We start from the raw sequence: 16,453 nt of genomic DNA, 5'->3' as shown, positions 1-16,453 counted from the left end.
TGCTCGGCCAGGCTCCCGCCCTGGACCGCGCAGTCGCCCGGCTCGGCAACTCTCGCGGGCTGCTCCTCCCTCAAGGAGCGGTCCTGAGCCCGGAGCCCGCGGAGCGGGATATGCCCCGGCAAGCCGGGGCATAGAACAGCGAATTGCGCAAGCGCAATTCGGATCCCCGCGCAAGCGCGGGAATGAATTCCGTAAACGGAATTCTAGAAGCGACCCAATTCGCGCAAGCGCTCATTGGGGGGAATTCCGCAAGCGGAATTCCTGAGGCTGGCTACGAGGGAGGGTGCATCACGCGCGGGGCCTGTGTAGGTCCTGGGATTCCAGGCCACTACCCCTGCAGGAGAGGTGACGGGCCGTCAGTCGCACTGCCTGGCTGGTTCGGCGTAGTGACGGGTTCCGCTGCGCTCCACCCTTGATGATCCTCGGGCGCTCGTGCCCACCCTGGGGTGGGCACGAGCTGCTGCCAGCATACAGGAGGAGTGGCCGCGCGTGGGTGAGATTGGGCCATGTTCCCTCTTGAAGGGTGAAGTTGGCTCGATGTAGTGCATCACAGAGCTTGGCCTGTGTAGAGTCTGGGGCTAGACATCACTACCTCCGGCCGCTGCTTGATCCGCCGGAATTCCTTTTCACAGTGAGTTAAGCAAGGGAGAGTGAACTATGCCCGATGTGAGCTTCTACGGCCACGGGCATTGCGGCAAGTGGGACACTGAATGGGAATTCGGTCCCGTCGACGAAGGAACCATTCTCGAATCCGACCACGAATGCCAGACCGGACAGGACGGCGAATAGGACATGGGCATCAAGCTTCGTGACCATCAGGTCGAGGCCGTCGCCGCCATCGTGCGCGGCCTCGATATCCCGCCCGGCGGTATCCCCCTCAACGGGTTGCGTGCGCAGGTGCACGCCGCGTGCGGGACGGGCAAGACGATCATTGCTGCCGCCGCGGCGAAGCGGCTGGCGCCCAAGGGGCGCGTCCTGGTCCTGGTGCCGACCCTCGACTTGCTCGCGCAGACGGTGAAGGCCTGGCACGACGCCGGGCACACGGGGCCGGCGGTCGCGGTCTGCTCACCCCTAGACGACCCCGAGATGTGGCACATGCAGGTGCGCTCCACCACGAATCCGGTGCAGCTGGCGCTGTGGCACGGGCAGGGGCCGGTGACCATCTATGCGACGTACGCGTCGCTGGGGGTGCTCACGGAGGCCTTTGAGGGGGCGTTTGGGCAGCAGCTGGCGCCGCTCGACTTGGCGGTGGTGGATGAGGCGCACCGGACGTCGGGGTCGATGGGTAAGGCGTGGGCGGCTGTTCATGATCAGGGGTTGGTGCCTGCGTGGCGGCGGTTGTATCTGACGGCGACGCCGCGGATCTGGCAGGAGCGTCCGGCGCACTGGCAGGTGGCGGAGGGGGTGCGGGATGCGCTGCCGGAGGAGATGGCGGCGAGTATGGACGATGAGGCGGTGTTCGGGCCGGTGGTCTGGAAGCTGTCGCTGGCCTCGGCGGTGGCGCGGGGTTTGCTGGCGCGGTATCAGATCATCGTGCTGGAGCTTCAGGATCCGGTGGTGACGCCGGAGCGGTTGATGGGTGAGGAGCGGCATACCGAGGAGGTGCGCGGGGAGCGGATCGGGGCGCTGCAGGCGGCGTTGCTGCACACGATGGCGCAGCACGGGCTGGGGACGTGCATCACCTTCCACCACCGGACGGTCGAGGCGCAGGCGTATGCGGAGGGGCTTGGGCGGGTGGCGGCGAAGCTGCACGCGGATGCTCCGGAGCGGTATCCGTCGCGGGTGTGGGCGGATTGGTTGTGCGGGGAGCACGAGCCCGAGCACCGCCGGTCGGTGCTGGGGGAGTTCGGGTCGACCGGGCGGCGGGCGGTGCTCTCTAACTGCCGGGTGCTGGGTGAAGGGGTGGACATCCGGGCGGTGGACTCGGTGGCCCTGTTGGATCCGAAGGGGGCGCCGCACGACATCGTGCAGGCGATCGGGCGGGCGCTGCGGCAAAAGCCAGGAGAGGGGAAACTCGCGTCTTTGATCGTGCCTGTATTCCTGCAGCCCGATGAAGAGCCGGAGGATATGTTCACCTCGGGTTCGTACCGTCCTTTGGTGAAAGTCCTTGAGGGTCTGCGGGCGCATGATGAAGAGGCGGTGGAATTGCTCGCGATTCCACAGGAGCCTCAGAAAGACGTGGCGCAGCCCTCCCAGGACATCGGTACGGAGCCGGGAGATGGGGAGGAAGAATCCCGGTTGTTGCTGCGTTTTGCTGCTCCGCGTGATCCTTCGATGGTCGCGGAGTGGGTTTCGTTCAACGTGATCGACACCGAGCGGCAGGACTGGGCACGCGGTTGGGCGAAGTTGAAGGCGTACGTCGAGCGGGTCGGGAACGCGAGGGTTCCCTATGGGCACCGGGAGGGTGCGACACCGCTTGGGCAGTGGGTCGCGGAGCAGCGTCGTGCGTACGGGGCGGGGCAGATGAGCGGTCAGCGAGCCCGGCGGTTGGAGAAGTTGGGCATGGTCTGGACGGTGGCCGATGAGCGGTTCCAGGAGAACCTGGAGGCCGCGAAGGCGTACTTCGCGGAGCACTGGACGCTGTGCGCGCCGCGGTCGGCCACGATGCTGGACCGGCCAGTGGGTCAGTGGCTGTCCAACCTGCGCCGCCCGGGCGCCCTGGAGGGGCACCCGGAGTGGGCGGCCGCGCTGCGCGAGGTCGACGAGGACTGGGATCCGGTGTGGCCTGCGGAGTGGCAGCGGCACTTCGCCGTGCTGCGCGAGCTCGTGGCCGACGAAGAGGGTGGGGCGGAGGTTCTGCCCGGCTTCACCGTGCACGGGATGGACGTCGGGAAGTGGCTGGCCAAACAGCGCAAGCCCGAGACCTGGCAGGCACTGACGGACGGCCAGCGCGAGCGCCTGGAGCAGCTCGGCATCACCCCGCTGCCCCCGGAGCCGGAGAAGGCCGCGAAGCCGTCCACGGCGCCCTTGAGCGCCTTCGAGAAGGGCGTCGCGGCCTTGACCCAGTACAAGGCCCGGGAGGGCTCCGTGACGGTCCCCAGGGGGCATGTGGAGACGCTGGAGGACGGCTCGGAGGTGAAGTTGGGCGTGTGGCTGTCCAACACGAAGTCACGCCGCGCCAAGCTCACGGCGGACAAGCTGGCCGCGCTGGCCGGTCTCGGGCTGGAGTGGGCGAGGTCCTGACGGTCCGTGAGGGCCGCCAGCATCTGGAGGGAATGGTGCCCCAGACACACCTGCCCGGTGAGGAAGCCGAGGTCGACTTCACGGACGCCTGGGTGCGGGTGGCCGGCGAGGTGGTCAAGTGCCCGGCGACGACGTATCAGGTTGGCAATCACACCCCGCAGGATCGCCCAGGACCACCACCGGCTGCGGCCCGTCCGCCTGTCCATTGCTATCCCGCCATGCGATTGATGACGCAGTAGGCGACGTAGAGGCCGTACAGGGCGAGGAATAGGCCGAGAAGTCGTGTCCAGGCGGGCAGGCGGTGACGCCGGTGGGTGGTGCACATGCGCTTCAGCCGTACAGCGGCGGAGAGAGCTCCGATGGCGGCGATGGCGGCGAAAACCCAGAAGAGTAGCGGCCGGTCACTTACCGGCGCGTTCTGCACTCCCGCATTGCCGATGATAAGTAGCAGATAGGGTGCGATGTACTGAGTCGGGCTGAAATCGCGGGTTTCCTCGGTTTTGCTTGAATCACTCATGGGGCGCCTCGGAAGTTTAATTTGTGTTGGCATGGCAGCGTGCCCCACGGCAGGGCGGAGACACCGTAGGGCACACTTGGACGTTACCGTCTAAGGGGAGTGCCGTGTCAGGCGATTCAGCAGATCAGAGAATGGTGTCGATGATCCACTCAATAGCCGCCTTGGCGGATATCGCACCCCCCAGAGTCAGAGACTTCTTAATCCAGCCCGGAAGGGAGTCCCACTGCTTCTTGAAGTACCCCTTGCCCTTCTTCGCCCAGCTGGTCAGCTTCTTCTGCCAGGAACCCGGCAGCGCCTTGAAGGCCTTCTTCAGCGCCTCCTTCTTCAGCTTGTCCAGGAAGCCCTTGGTGGCAGCGCTGTCATCACCGGCTCGGGAGGCCGCTTCCCGGTTGGTGAGACTCTCCCCCTTCAGGAGCTGCTGGCCTTCAGGCGAGCCAAGGAAGCCGGACAGCACGCCGGGCGAGGGGAATGCGGGCTCCGCGTTGAGCTTGGGGCTGATTGAGGCGACAGCAGCCGTCTCTCGGTGAGGAGCGGCCTGGGCTGCGGTGGTGCCCGTGACCCCGAGGGTGAGGGCGGACAGTGCAGCAATTGCACCTATTCGAATATGCCGACGATTCACTAGTATTTTCCTTTCGGCTAGGTGGTACAGGCACTGTCCGAGTACACTCATGACCTGGAAATCGAGCGCGCAGAGAATGACAGTTTCCGTGCCCCAGAGTTTCGTCCGGGACGCTTCAGAACTTAGCCTACTTTTCGATCATACAAAAAGGACTAAAGTCCGTTCTCCTGAATCTGCAATCGCCGACACGCCGACGATCAGAAACCTCGTGACTCACCAGAAGTCAGCTCCTTGACTGTTGGCAGAGAAATCTTTGGTGAGTTGAAATTATTGTGCCACGCCCGGGTTCCGCTTGAGCTCAAAACTCGGCCCTGGAAGGAAATTCCGATGTGGCGATAGGGGCACCTATTCACCTCTTTACTACCTGGCGGAGTGGCCGGTTTATGATGGGCGTCGGAGGTAGCTCGCCATGCGCACAGAACAGTTGGAATACCTGGCGGCGGTGACCAGGTTGGGGTCGCTGCGGCGTGCAGCGGAGGAACTGCACTTATCACAGCCAGCGCTGAGCGAGACCCTCCGTAACCTGGAACGGGAACTGGGAGTGGAGCTCCTGGAACGCAAGCGTTCCGGAGCGAGGATCAGCCATGAAGGGCGTGAACTCCTGCCGCACATCGCCGGGGTGCTGGACGCGGTCGACCGACTGCGTCGGGCCGCCGACGAACAGCACCACATCAGCCGCACTCTGCGGCTGGGTACGGTCAACGCGGCCACGGTCACGCTCCTGACACCGGCCATCAGGGAGCTCCGCACCGCTCACCCCTCGACTCAGGTGGAAGTGGTCGCGGACCGGCAGGACGGTATCCAACAACATCTCGCTGAGGGCGGGTTCGACCTCGGACTGGTCAGTTTCCTCCGAGACGACGATCTTCCACCCGGCCTGCAGACCACCGAACTGCTGCGCGGACGCCCGGTGGTCTGCCTGCGCCCGGACAGCCCCTTGGCCGCGCTCAAGGCGGTCACCGTCGCCGATCTGCTGGCCCAGCCGTTGATCGTGATGCGAGCCGGCTACGTCATGCACCGCTACATCCACCGGCTTCACGGCCCCACGCCGTCCTTTGCGTACGCGGCCGACGGCGCCGAGATGGGCAAGCTCATGGTCGCCGAAGGGCTCGGAGTCCGCGGAGTGAACCACCGTCCCGTCTCGAACACCTCGGTGGGCAGCGGTCTCAGCAGCGGCTGTTCCTGAGCGAAGGACTCACCGATGGTGCGCGTGCGCGAGCGCAGCCGGCCGGCGGCCCGCTCGACCGCGGTGCCCAGGTTCTGCCATGAATGGAAGCGATCGGCACATTGTTGAGCGTGCGGGGCACCCCGTCGGGCCCCGTCGCTGAAGGAGTTGGCCCGGTCACGGCAGGTCACCTCAGCCCCCGGGTGGGCCGTGAGCCAGGAGGCAAATGCATCGCCCGGATCGCCGCCGCCCACCCGCGCATCATCAAGGCGTGGGTCGACGCCGGCTACCGCACCACCGCCATCGACCACGGCGCCCGCCTGGGCATCGACGTCCACCCCGTCCAACGCGACCCGGGCGTCCGCGGGTTCACGGTCATTCCCAGACGCTGGACCATCGAGCGCAGCATCGGCTGGCTCATGCACCACCGGCGCCTCGCCCGCGACTACGAGACCCACCCGCACCGCTCCGAAGCCATGATCCACCTCGCGATGATCGACCTCATGGCCCGCCGCCTCACCAGCGAAGCCACCCTCAACTGGCGCGGAACCTGAACCCGGGATCAAACACCAATCAACGGACCAAACGCTCAGTTACGGCGCGCCCACCAGGGCGGGATGAGGGGCGCTTGATCGCAATTACAACGTCTCGTGGCGGACGGTCCGCAGCGTCCTGGATTCCCAGTGGCCGCTCCCGTGCAAGCAACGGCATACGATCTGCCGGGTCTCTATCGGCCTGGTTGTGGCGGTACCTACGCGCCCCGATTGGTCATCTTTCCCGGGTGACGCGGTCAGCCCGGGTCAGCATCGGTACGGCTGCGGTCGCTGTGATCGCCGCCCAGAGGGCTGCCCAGAGCAGGCCGGAGAGATCGCCTGACCAGCTGCCGCGCAGCCAGGCGGCCTGGTAGGTGAGCGGATCGGCGTGGGCCAGCGCGCGCAGGTAGCGCGGCGCGGAGTCCAGCGGGTAGAACAGCGGTGCCGCCAGCACGACGGGCAGGGTGGTGAGGGTCAGCAGGAAGTCGCGTGCGGCGTAGGACTGCACGCGGGCGGCGACGGCTGCTCCGGCGGCGATCCAGCCGGCGTCGACGAGGAGCGCGGTCAGCACCGTGGTCGTCAGGTGCGGCCCTGACACGTCGGCGAGGCCGCCCAGGAGGGCGGCGAGCGCGAGGACCATGGTGAGTTGGGCAAGGAAGACCGCGCCGAGGATCGTGACGATGCTGGACAGGTATCCGGCGGCGCCGCCTCCGTGCAGGGTGTAGAAGGCGAACACGCCCCATTTGCGGTCGTTGGCGACGTCCGAGACGGCAGCGGTGCCGGAGCGGAACGCGAGCATCGCGAACATGCCCGGGACAACGAACGCGAGGTAGGCGCCCAGGCTTTGGCCGTGTCCGGAGGCGAGTGCCCCTCCGATGCCGGCGGCGAGGAAGAGCAGGTAGGCGATCGGCTCGATGATCCGGCCGTAGTAGGCCTGGCGCCAGTTCCACAGGGACAGCCAGTGGAAGCGGACCGCGATCAGGGGGCGGATCAGACGGCGGGCCTGCGGGCGGGCCTCGTGGGTGCTCATGGGTGCGCGACCTAGGTCGATGGGAGTTCGCAGGTGGTGGGGGGCTGGCGGGTGAGGTGGCGGTAGCCGTCCCACAGGTCGTTGGACTCGCCGACGGGGGCCAGGAAGGCGGCCACGGACTGGTCTGCCAGCAGGCGACCTGCGCTCAGGGCCAGGACGCGTGTGCAGTGTTCGGCGAAGCGCGAGGTGTCGTGGGTGCTGACCAGGACGGTGGAACCGTTGGTGGCGCTGTCGCGGAGGTAGTCGAAGACGTGCGCGACGGCGTCGGGGTCCAGGCCGGTGGTCGGCTCGTCCAGGACCATCAGGCGCGGCCGACCGGCGATGGCGCGGGCGATCTGGCAGCGGCGCAGTTCCCCGCCGGACAGTGTCTCCGCCTGCCGGTCGAGGAACCGCGCCAGGCCGACGACTTCGCAGACCTCCTGGGCCAGGGCACGCACACCGCGCAGGGTCCCGCGGCGGAATGCCAGTCCCATCTCGACGTTCTGACGGACGGTCAACGACCAGTCGATGATCTCTCGCTGCGGGCACCAGCCGAAGTCGGCTGCGCCCACGAAGCGGTTCGCCGTACCCGAGTCGGCCCGCTGAAGGCCGCACACGATCTCGAACAGGGTCGACTTCCCCGCCCCGTTGTGTCCGAGCAGAGCGACGACCTCCCCTCCCCCGATGCGGAACGAAACCTCGGACAGGGCCGGGACATAAGCACCGGCATAGGTCTTGGAAACCGTATCTGCGGTCAGCAGGGCACTCATAGGATTAAGGAATGGGCTCCATTGGAGGCGTAGTAGTACGTGGGTCAGATAGAGACGATGGCGCTCAAGATCAGCAGGAGCAGGAGCAGACCGTAAGCAACGCAGCCGAGGATTCCAAGAACAAGGCCGGCGGTCGCGAAGCCGTCACGGCCCTCACCACACTGCAATGCTTCCTTCTTTCCCTTCAGCGAGAAAACTATGGCAAGAGGGCCGGTGATGATGCCGATAAACGGGATAACGAGAGAGACGACACCTAGGACCATCGACGCGATCGACTTGCCACTGGTTTTCACTGGCGCCACAGCAACGTAGGCGGAGTCTGAAGGCGCGGCCGGAGTGATGGGCTGCTTCTGGCTACTCGTCATTTGGGGATCCTTAGTCTTTTCTGGGTAATCGCTTCGGACTGCTCGTGGTGCGCGGACTGCGGCTCCAGCGCCGCCAGCCGTCTTTTTAGTGGCCGCGTACCGGAGGTTCGGGCGCTCATCACCAGCGGTACCAGCGGCCCTTGCGACCTCCACTCCCAGCAGGTCGGATCACGAAGCCGAGCAGCCACACCGCCAACACGACAACCGCAATCCACCACAGCGCCTTGAGGACGAATCCCGCGCCGAAGAGGAGCAGGGTCAGGAGAAGAACTACGAGCAGAGGTCCCATTGTTAATACCTCCTTACATCAGTGTTTCAAATTGTGAACTAGCAGAAGGGTGCCGGAGGCAAGTGGTCCCAGAAATGAGGGCCCCGAAGCTGGCTAGAGGCTACACTTAACTTCCGTCATATCGGACGGAACCAGCCCTCTTCTGTCACGGCGCAGCCTCCCGGCTCGACCGTCCCGTAACAGCAGGGCCATGAATTTGGCGCGACTCACTATGAAACAGCGAGAAACGCTCATCTAGTGTTCTTCTGAACCCTGACTGCTGATCCGTGGGATAGGACGATACGGCCCCAACTGCGGGCGCTGCTTTTTCCAAAGGTGCCGATGCCAGCACTTTACGCACCAAATAGTGCAGATGATTGGCAAAAAGGATAGAAGCGTTGGAGTCACTGGCGGTAGCCATACCCAAAAGGAACTTGGCCACACAATGGCGACGACGATAGGAAGAACGACACTTAGGCCAATCAGAAGCCCTCCCCATACGTCGTCAACCCGAGACCACCAGGAACGCCCCTGCAGGTACGGCTCGAAGCGCATCATTACGGCAATTACTAACACCACGGCCGGCGCCATCAGCCAAGGCGATGCGGGCATACCTCGATTACCGAGGACTTCACCGATCAAGGTTGCGGGTATGTATGCCGGGAGCAGGAACATGCCCGTATAGATAAGTCCCGAAGCTATAGCCCCGGGGCCGCCATCCGAGTCAGCGCTCCCCTTGCCTTCATCGTGTTTCATGGCGACCCCATCCTCTCACCTGACTACAGGCATGCTTCCGCCAGCGCAGGAAGCCCCGTAGAGTTGACTATAAGATTAGCGATGTCATCGTCGATGTTTCCAGGATACTTCTTGTACTTGAGGTAATCCCAGACGGCTTTCGCTACTTTCTTACCGTTCTTGACGATCCTATACACCTTCGCGACGCCTATCGCATTCTCGGCAGCGAACTTCGCCACTCCTGCTGCGCACTGGAACCATCCACGCGTGGCAGGTTTAGCGCCTGCACCCTGGTTCAAGAATTCCGCCACCTCCTGGGCGGCCCCCAGGTCGCCAGCCTCAATGCGCTGGATCAGCGGCTCAGGGATTGAGCCGATGAGGTCGAGCGCTTCCTGAACTGCGGATATCCCTTTCTCATCGCTGATGTTGCCAAGGTTTGACCCGGCAGCGGCAGAGGCTGCACCTACGTGCAACTCGCGTGCCCCGACACCCTTTATTCCCTGCACCGGAACTTCGGATACCGTCGCCCGCATCGCCTTCTCTTGCGTACGGTCGGCCGCAACCGCCGCTCCGGACATTGCAGTGCCAATCATTGCCGCGGAAACGAGAGCAGCAACTCCCGCCCCAAAACGACGATGCAAAGTCCTGTCCTGCAGCACGACACTCCTCCAAATTTCGAATTAGGGCGCAACTCAACAGAATGCCGTTTCAGCTTCCAATTGCTGCCGAAACTGCACGCCTCTGCTGCAAGCGGACTGTACTTAAAGACTCGGCTCGAGTCGATTAGGAATTCCCGATACGCCGATAGGGTTCCCCTTGCACCCTCCGTCGCCTGAGCGGAATGAGTCCGTTTATGATGACCGTCGGAGGTAGCTCGCCATGCGCATAGAACAGTTGGAATACCTGGCCGAAGTCACACAGCTGGGATCCTTGCGCCGTGCCGCCGAGGTACTGCACTTGTCGCAGCCGGCCCTGAGCGAGACGCTCCGCAACCTGGAGCGGGAACTGGGAGTGAAGCTCTTGGAACGCAAGCGTTCCGGAGCAAAGATCAGCGACCAAGGCCGCGAACTGCTGCCACACATCGCCGGAGTGCTGGACGCGGTCGACCGGCTGCGCCAGGCCGCCGACGAGCAGCACCAGAGGAGCCGTAGGCTGCGGCTGGGCACCGTCAACGCAGCTACGGTCACACTGCTGACGCCGGCCATCCGCGAGTTCCACGCCGCTCACCCGTCAACCGAGGTGGAGGTGGTCGCAGACCGGCAGGACGGCATCCAACGCCATCTAGCCGAGGGCGGGTTCGATCTCGGGTTGGTCAGCTACCTTCGAGACGACGACCCTCCCCCTGGCCTGCACACCACCGAACTGCTGCGCGGACGCCCGGTCGTCTGTGTTCGTCCGGACAGTCCCTTGGCTGCGCTCAAGGCGGTCACCGTCACCGACCTACTGGGCGAGCCGCTGATCGTGATGCGATCCGGCTATGTCATGCATCGCTACATCCACCGGCTTCTGAGCGGCCAGACGCCGTCCTTCTCTTACTCGGCCGACGGCGCCGAGATGTGCAAGCTGATGGTGGCTGAGGGCCTCGGCACCACCGTGCTCCCCGACTACAGCGTGCTCGGCGATCCCTTGGAGCGCAGTGGCACGATCGCGTGTCGTCCGCTGTCCGGCGACTCCACCGAACTCCGCGTCGTGGTCCAACGACGCCACGCAGGCCCGGTCCCCACGGCGGCCCGGGAACTCCACGCCATCCTCGTGCGTCGGTCCGCAGAACAGCGCCAGCCCGCAGCACAAGCCCGCCCGGCCTGAGCGCGCTTCATCGGATCAGCGGGCAGCCTGATCAGGATGTCATTCCCTCTCCTGCCGGACACTGCGGCTATGCCGGGGGGCGAGCATGCGAGCAACGGCCAGCCCCGACCCACGCTCACCCGCAAGCCGCGGCGGATCTCCGGTGTCACAGCCTTCCCCCTTCAGGTCAGACGGTCGGCTAGAGCAGGTGGCGGTTCGGGGCCTTCGACTCGTCGGCGTACTCCGCCAGCTCGACGACGGTGATCCCGGCGGCCTCGAGGAGCTCGGTGCCGTCCGCGCCGGGGACGGACCTGTCGGGCTCCCGCCAGGCGGTCACCACCCGCCGGATCCCGGCCTCACGGATCAACTGCGCGCAGGGGAGGGCTTCGAGGCGCGTCTCGCCCGCGACTTCCGACTGAGCCTCGGCTGGCTGACCGAGGCGGCCTGGGCGTACGTGAGCGACTCCGTATGGGAGCGCCCCTAGCCCCACCCGCCCCCGCCTCACCGCAGGTACAGGCAAGCGCCGCCGAGGCCCTGATCCATCTCCTCAGCGCGCTCGCCCGCCGCCAGCACGAGCGCCGTAAACACACCGCGGACCGCCTCGGGTCCGGCGTTCGGCGATGGTCATTCCGCGTTGACCGCTTCCCAGATGGCGCGGCCGACGGTGCCGGGCTTCGCGTCACCGTCGGCGGACCGGGTGGGGCCGAAGGTCTCGCCGTTCCGCTCGGCCCAGTACCGGACGTACGCCCTGGGGGTCCAGGACGTGGCGCCCTCGGCCCGGGGGCGAGGCGGGACGACGGTGCCGACGACGTATCGCTTGCCCTTGACGGTGACGATCCTGGTGGCCTCGCCGGTCCACGTCGTCGGCCTTTCCTCCGACTCCCCCTCGGCCTCTGCCTCGGCGGCGGACACGAAGCTCGTGGGGTAGTTGGTCACGGCACGGTACCGGTCGTCGAGCACGGCCACGTACCCCGGTGCGGTGTGTGAGAAGTGCCATCGACCTGTCCAGCAGAAATGCCACACACCGTCACCAGCAGATGTCACCAACCACCATCAAGATATTTCCCTCAACGCAGGTCAGAGCACCCAAATGGAGAACTGACACTGGCTCAGCAATGACATCCCCGCAGTGACACTGCAGCGATGCTTGACACCGTCCGTTCGTAGACCCACTCCACAAGCGGCTCATGTAGAGCAACAAAGTCGATGGCCATGGCCCCGCTCCTTACTCGGTGCTGCAGAGCTCATAAGCGTAGAACCCACTGCTGACATCAGGGGTCCCTGACAGACGCGGCATCACACTGGTGTGCGTGTAGGCCCTGGGATCTTCTGGGGCACTCCCCCGGTGAACTACGTGGCGGCCGGAACCAGTTCAGCGAGACCGCTGCGCCGCTGGACCCAGTAGCTGCGGACGGGACGGCCCCGCCGCCAGCACGCACTGCGCAATCAGGGGACGCCCCCTCCCCCGCCGGACCACACCGCCTCTTTCCTACGGCCATCGCGTAGGGAAGAGGTGTCGTCATTCGAAACGGGCTTGCCCAGCTGGTGCGACCTGCGGAAATAGGCGGTGCCCGGTTCAGGGGCTCCACACCTCCGGCAACACCCCCGATGCCACGCCGGGAGCAACCGTCCGGCCAACGGTCCAGCCGCCCCTGGATGCAACCCCGGCGCGGTACCGAGTGATCACAGCTGAGGGCGTGAGACCAGCACTCGGGCCCCACGTCAGGCAGAACTGCGCTCCTTCGGCCCGAAGCCGGGCGGGTACGCCGCGTTCCACAGCTCCAGCCACTTCGCCGGGTCCGCCGCGGAGGCACCGTCAACGTGCTGGGCTTGCCCATCTCCCATGAGGCTTGCCCAGCCTCCGCAGCGGGCGGGCAAGCCGGCTGCCGGCCTCTACAGCAGGACGCGGGTGACGGTGATCCGGGGCGGGTCGATACCGGGCGCGTCCGAAACGCTGTAGCGCACGGCGAGCGGGCCCACGAGGGCCACGCGGTCCCAGTGTCCGCCGCCTCCGGGACGTTCGACCGACAGGCCGCCGTAGGGATCGGTGAGGGCCTCCTGGATCGCCTCGCGCAGTTCCCTGCGCCCCTCCGGCGCGGCCGCGGCGGTGATGTCGTCCACGGCCTCGGGGGCGTAGACGATGCGGTAGCCGCTCACAGGGCGCCCTCGGCCTCCCACTCCTCCCACGTCTTGGCGCCGCTCGAGCCGTCGATGACGGCCTGTGTGGCCGCGTCTCCCCTGGGGTCGGCCAGGTCGCGTACGACGGCCGCCCACAGCAGGAGCACGCCCGGCCGCTCCGTCAGCGTCGCCGCGGCAAGCGCTTGGTCGAACTGTGGCCGGGCGTCCTCGGGGAGGGCGCGGCGGATCTCTGCCGCGCTCGCCGGCCGCCACACGCCAGAACCCGGCTCCACAGGCTGTGCGCTCATCCCAACCACCTCCAGGACCCACTCGATCGCCCTCACCACCGTACGGGGCGCCAAGCCGTGCCGTCCGGGTCCAGCACGAACCCGCCGTGGGCGACACAGTGTCAGGGGTCGATGCCCAGATCCCGCAGATGCCGCCGGGCCGCCGTGACGGCCCGGCCCGCGGCCTTCAGTTCCGCATCGGCCGTGCGCAGTGCCTCGCGTGCGGCGTGCAGCCTCTCGCGCAGCTGCTCCAGCGAGGCCGAAGGCATGCCCGGGGTCGCCACGGTCAACATGGCCTGTGCCGCGGTAAGCATGTGCTGGAGAGCCGAGGGCGGCACGGCGCCGCCGTCATCGCTGTCGAGGCGGGTGGCGTCCACGTCCATCAGAGTGCGGGTGATGCGGGAGCGCAGCAGATACGGCCACAGCATTGAGGAGGGCACTTCCTCGGCCTGTGCTTCGGGGCTGGTCGGATCCACGCCGAGTGCGGCGTCCATGGCCAGGACGAAGGCCTCGCGTATCTCCTCGACCTCGACGCGGTCGGCCGCGGCCGCCGACGACTCCGCCCAGAACAGCAGTGCACCCAGCCCCGTTGCCCGCGGCAGCACCTCCGGCTCGGGCAGTCCCAACGCCCGCAGCGCCGCCCTGATCTGCTCTGTACTCAACACCGGCACCGGAACATCCCCACCCACGGCGCACCTCCTCCCTGCGGCAGCCCAACAACGGCTGCTCTCTCCAAGCTGCCCCGGCAGCAGCGCGCCATTGCTGTCGGGGATGGGTACCCGGTGGGCCTGAACCGTACGGCGGGTGCAGGTGCACGACGGACGTACGGCGGGGACCGTGGTGTACCTCTCCGACTGCAAGGACAGTCCGGTCGGAGCCACCGAGCTGAACCTCGACCAGACGCTGGACGCGCTGCAGCGGCCGGGGGCTCGGGCCTGTAAGGACTGCGGGGCTGCCGAAGCGCTCCTCACTTTGTTGGGGGCCGCCGGCGGCAGCAGCGGCGAGGACTGGGCGGGCAGCAGTCCCTTTTGGCCGTGGTGGTGTGAGTTCGGCATGCATGGCGGGTGGTCGGCGGGGCTGCTTTCGCAGGCGCGTCACCCTTGTTGAATCCCGTTCGTGCGACGGGCACAGAGTGTGCGGTCTGGGTGCGCGGCCTGCCCGAGTTCGCCCAACTCCAGTGTGATTAAGGACACTTGACGGTCGGGAACCCGCCATGCGCGGGTAAACGGCAGTTCACTCTCGCTGCTCAGGGCCCCGTTCTGGACTGGTGTGCACTAATCGTGAACACGTTCCGCATCCAGCCATGATCACTGGGTGATTTTTCTTGGCACCGCTTTGAGTGAGCGGGGGTCGATTCTCGACATGGTGGTCACATGAGCCGACCGGCTCGCTGGTGAGCGCCCCTGGTGGGACACGCGCCACCACCCTCCGTACCTACAGGGACCGGCCATGACCACTGCGAGGCCCGCGTGACCAACGAAGATCACGCACTGACAGACGCGCTCGGGATCCCGACGCAGGGCACCTCCCGCTCCCCCGCTGCGACCGCCACCGGGCTGCCCATCGACTTCGAGGGCTTCTACCTGGCCCAGCAGGAGTTCTTCCACGCGTTCGCCGAACTCCACCTCGGACACCGCAGCGCCGCCGAACTGGTGGTGCACGACGTGTTCCTGGAAATCGTGGCGACCTGGGAAGACCTGCTGACCGAGGCCGACATCGAGCAGAGGGCGATGTCGGTGCTCAGCCGTCACGTCAGCGGGCTGCTCGCCCGCGAGCAGCGGCCGCCGGCGTTCGTCATCAATGGCCCCATATCGCGCAACCTCGCCGCAATCCGCGCCGAGATGGAGCTGGCGCCGAGCAACGCCGGTCTGTATGAGGCCATGCTGAAGCTGCCGACGCGTCAGTACAACGCCGTCGTGCTGCGCTACGTGCTCAACTACCCGGTCACGCGCATCGCCCGCTACATGGGCCTGGACCCGCGCACCGTCGACTACCACATCCGCAAGGGACGCGACCGCCTGCGCGTCCTGCTGGACCTGCCCGCCGACGGGGACCGCCGCAAGAAGACGGCCCCGATCAAGAAGAACACCTGAGGAAAGAGGGGGACCGATGAACACACTCGACGAGGTGCTCGCTGGCGCCGCCATGCCCGTGCGCACACCGAGCAAGTTCGACGTCGGCGCCGCGCTGAAGAAGCTGGCCGTCGACGCCGGCCGCGCCACCACCACCGCGGACACCCGCCGCGCCACCCAGGCCCAGCAGCGCCTGACCGTCATCGCCCGCTGGATGCTCAGCGCACCGCTCGCCGCGCACCACGTAGACCAGCTCGCCAAAGGCGACCAGGACCTGCCCGTCGACGAGGACAACCTCGACGTCGAGGGTGCCGCCGTGTTCGCTGCCCTGCTCTACCTGACCGGGCAGCACCCCGAATCCGCCCAGTTCTGGTGGCAGTTAGCCGCGGGCGCCGGCCACCGTCCGGCCGCATACTGCCTCCACCTGCACCACACCGCCCTCGGCGAACAGCGCGAAGCCGCCCACTGGCTGCAGCAGGTCATCTACCACCTCGGAGCAGAACTCGACGACGCCTACTTCCAGAAAATCGAGGCGCTCGCCCGCTACGTCTTCCCCCGCCCCGATGGGACCGCGCCACTCACCGGCGGGCTGGAGATGGAAATAGACCGCCTCGCCGACGACAGCGCTCCCTGCGTGATCGTGCCCCGCCCGGACCAGCGCCTGGCCCAGGTCCTGCGCGAGCACACCCGCACCTGACCCCGAACAGCAGCAAGGAGCCCCTACTCGCGCCCCCGGTTTCCTAGGCCAACGGGACGCAGGGCTCCTCGCATCGCACGACATCCCCGCCACACTCACGCGACGAAGGACGCCCTCATGAAGGTTAGCCCCTGGCGCCGACTTGTCCACCGCATCCACCACACAGCGGCGAACGGCTGCCGCGCCCTCGCCCGCCGCGGGCGCCGCATCCTCGCCTGGGCCTACGCACGCCGCCATGCCGCCCTCAGCCAGATCCTGCGCGGCCTCTGCTTCGGCTGCGGCAGCGGCCTGATCACCCTGCTCGTCTACTGGCTCACGCACCGCTGAACA

The 16,453-nt window shown here is 66.5% G+C and carries 19 protein-coding genes and 2 pseudogenes; 9 read left to right on the top strand and 12 right to left on the bottom strand.

Translation table 11 applies throughout. From position 1 onward, the window contains the following. Positions 1-657: 657 nt before the first annotated feature. A complete protein-coding gene (locus tag AB0L89_RS38425) occupies positions 658-789 on the top strand; it encodes a hypothetical protein (RefSeq protein ID WP_365152128.1) in 132 nt (43 codons plus the stop codon). 3 nt (positions 790-792) lie between these two features. After that, entirely contained in the window at positions 793-3,183 is a 2,391-nt protein-coding gene (locus AB0L89_RS38420; protein ID WP_365152126.1) for a Helicase associated domain protein, read from the top strand. Positions 3,184-3,391: 208 nt separating this feature from the next. Here AB0L89_RS38420 and AB0L89_RS38415 read toward each other — a convergent pair whose 3' ends face one another. Together AB0L89_RS38415 and AB0L89_RS38410 are read right to left on the bottom strand one after the other, a co-directional pair. Next, positions 3,392-3,700 (bottom strand): hypothetical protein, encoded by a 309-nt coding sequence (locus AB0L89_RS38415; protein WP_365152124.1) that lies wholly within the window; start codon positions 3,698-3,700, stop codon positions 3,392-3,394. Between the two features lie 124 nt (positions 3,701-3,824). Continuing rightward, positions 3,825-4,319: a hypothetical protein gene (locus tag AB0L89_RS38410; protein ID WP_365152122.1), complete on the bottom strand. Its 495-nt coding sequence runs from the start codon at positions 4,317-4,319 to the stop codon at positions 3,825-3,827. A 409-nt stretch (positions 4,320-4,728) separates the two neighbouring features. On the opposite strand from AB0L89_RS38410, the gene AB0L89_RS38405 reads away from it, so the two are divergent. Both AB0L89_RS38405 and AB0L89_RS38400 read left to right on the top strand, forming a co-directional pair. Continuing rightward, the gene (locus AB0L89_RS38405; protein WP_365152120.1) at positions 4,729-5,505 is read left to right on the top strand and encodes a LysR family transcriptional regulator; all 777 of its coding nucleotides are present in this window, start codon (positions 4,729-4,731) and stop codon (positions 5,503-5,505) included. Between the two features lie 230 nt (positions 5,506-5,735). Continuing rightward, positions 5,736-6,038 (top strand): annotated as a pseudogene (locus tag AB0L89_RS38400) (transposase); the annotation flags it as partial. Positions 6,039-6,252: 214 nt separating this feature from the next. Here AB0L89_RS38400 and AB0L89_RS38395 read toward each other — a convergent pair. The 5 genes from AB0L89_RS38395 to AB0L89_RS38375 all read right to left on the bottom strand — a co-directional run bounded on the left by AB0L89_RS38395 (position 6,253) and on the right by AB0L89_RS38375 (position 9,823). Next, positions 6,253-7,047 carry an ABC transporter permease gene (locus AB0L89_RS38395; RefSeq protein WP_365152118.1) on the bottom strand — a complete coding sequence of 265 codons (795 nt, stop codon included), beginning with the start codon at positions 7,045-7,047 and terminating at the stop codon, positions 6,253-6,255. A gap of 11 nt (positions 7,048-7,058) precedes the next feature. Then, positions 7,059-7,796 carry an ABC transporter ATP-binding protein gene (locus AB0L89_RS38390; RefSeq protein ID WP_365152116.1) on the bottom strand — a complete coding sequence of 246 codons (738 nt, stop codon included), beginning with the start codon at positions 7,794-7,796 and terminating at the stop codon, positions 7,059-7,061. Positions 7,797-7,840: 44 nt separating this feature from the next. Then, the gene (locus tag AB0L89_RS38385; RefSeq protein WP_365152114.1) at positions 7,841-8,161 is read right to left on the bottom strand and encodes a DUF4190 domain-containing protein; all 321 of its coding nucleotides are present in this window, start codon (positions 8,159-8,161) and stop codon (positions 7,841-7,843) included. Positions 8,162-8,279: 118 nt separating this feature from the next. Further along, the gene (locus tag AB0L89_RS38380; RefSeq protein WP_365152112.1) at positions 8,280-8,450 is read right to left on the bottom strand and encodes a hydrophobic protein; all 171 of its coding nucleotides are present in this window, start codon (positions 8,448-8,450) and stop codon (positions 8,280-8,282) included. Positions 8,451-9,208: 758 nt separating this feature from the next. Next, on the bottom strand, positions 9,209-9,823 hold the full coding sequence (locus tag AB0L89_RS38375) for a hypothetical protein (RefSeq protein WP_365152110.1): 615 nt from the start codon (positions 9,821-9,823) through the stop codon (positions 9,209-9,211). A gap of 220 nt (positions 9,824-10,043) precedes the next feature. Here AB0L89_RS38375 and AB0L89_RS38370 point away from each other — a divergent pair, with 220 nt between their 5' ends. After that, positions 10,044-10,970: a LysR family transcriptional regulator gene (locus AB0L89_RS38370; protein WP_365152108.1), complete on the top strand. Its 927-nt coding sequence runs from the start codon at positions 10,044-10,046 to the stop codon at positions 10,968-10,970. Between the two features lie 178 nt (positions 10,971-11,148). Here the strand turns inward: AB0L89_RS38370 and AB0L89_RS38365 are convergent. The 5 genes and pseudogenes from AB0L89_RS38365 to AB0L89_RS38345 all read right to left on the bottom strand — a co-directional run. After that, positions 11,149-11,351, bottom strand: a pseudogene (locus tag AB0L89_RS38365) (5-amino-6-(5-phosphoribosylamino)uracil reductase); the annotation flags it as partial. Between the two features lie 222 nt (positions 11,352-11,573). Then, a complete protein-coding gene (locus tag AB0L89_RS38360; RefSeq protein ID WP_365152106.1) occupies positions 11,574-11,885 on the bottom strand; it encodes a hypothetical protein in 312 nt (103 codons plus the stop codon). A 957-nt stretch (positions 11,886-12,842) separates the two neighbouring features. Then, entirely contained in the window at positions 12,843-13,106 is a 264-nt protein-coding gene (locus tag AB0L89_RS38355; protein ID WP_365152104.1) for a hypothetical protein, read from the bottom strand. Beyond that, on the bottom strand, positions 13,103-13,375 hold the full coding sequence (locus AB0L89_RS38350) for a hypothetical protein (protein WP_365152102.1): 273 nt from the start codon (positions 13,373-13,375) through the stop codon (positions 13,103-13,105). Before AB0L89_RS38350 ends, AB0L89_RS38355 begins: the two co-directional genes overlap by 4 nt. Positions 13,376-13,476: 101 nt before the next feature. Further along, positions 13,477-14,016: a hypothetical protein gene (locus AB0L89_RS38345; protein WP_365152100.1), complete on the bottom strand. Its 540-nt coding sequence runs from the start codon at positions 14,014-14,016 to the stop codon at positions 13,477-13,479. Positions 14,017-14,158: 142 nt separating this feature from the next. Here AB0L89_RS38345 and AB0L89_RS38340 point away from each other — a divergent pair, with 142 nt between their 5' ends. The 4 genes from AB0L89_RS38340 (at position 14,159) to AB0L89_RS38325 (ending at position 16,450) form a co-directional block, all read left to right on the top strand. Then, entirely contained in the window at positions 14,159-14,461 is a 303-nt protein-coding gene (locus AB0L89_RS38340) for a DUF6233 domain-containing protein (protein WP_365152098.1), read from the top strand. 362 nt (positions 14,462-14,823) lie between these two features. Next, on the top strand, positions 14,824-15,447 hold the full coding sequence (locus AB0L89_RS38335) for a sigma-70 family RNA polymerase sigma factor (RefSeq protein WP_365152096.1): 624 nt from the start codon (positions 14,824-14,826) through the stop codon (positions 15,445-15,447). Between the two features lie 16 nt (positions 15,448-15,463). Next, positions 15,464-16,123 carry a hypothetical protein gene (locus tag AB0L89_RS38330; protein WP_365152094.1) on the top strand — a complete coding sequence of 220 codons (660 nt, stop codon included), beginning with the start codon at positions 15,464-15,466 and terminating at the stop codon, positions 16,121-16,123. A gap of 117 nt (positions 16,124-16,240) precedes the next feature. Continuing rightward, positions 16,241-16,450, top strand: coding sequence for a hypothetical protein (locus tag AB0L89_RS38325; protein ID WP_365152092.1), 210 nt, complete (start codon positions 16,241-16,243; stop codon positions 16,448-16,450). Positions 16,451-16,453: the final 3 nt, after the last annotated feature.

This window comes from Streptomyces sp. NPDC052114 (genome assembly GCF_040680155.1).
In the GTDB taxonomy this organism is placed as follows: domain Bacteria; phylum Actinomycetota; class Actinomycetes; order Streptomycetales; family Streptomycetaceae; genus Streptomyces.
This window is presented reverse-complemented; position numbering and strand designations above follow the sequence as displayed.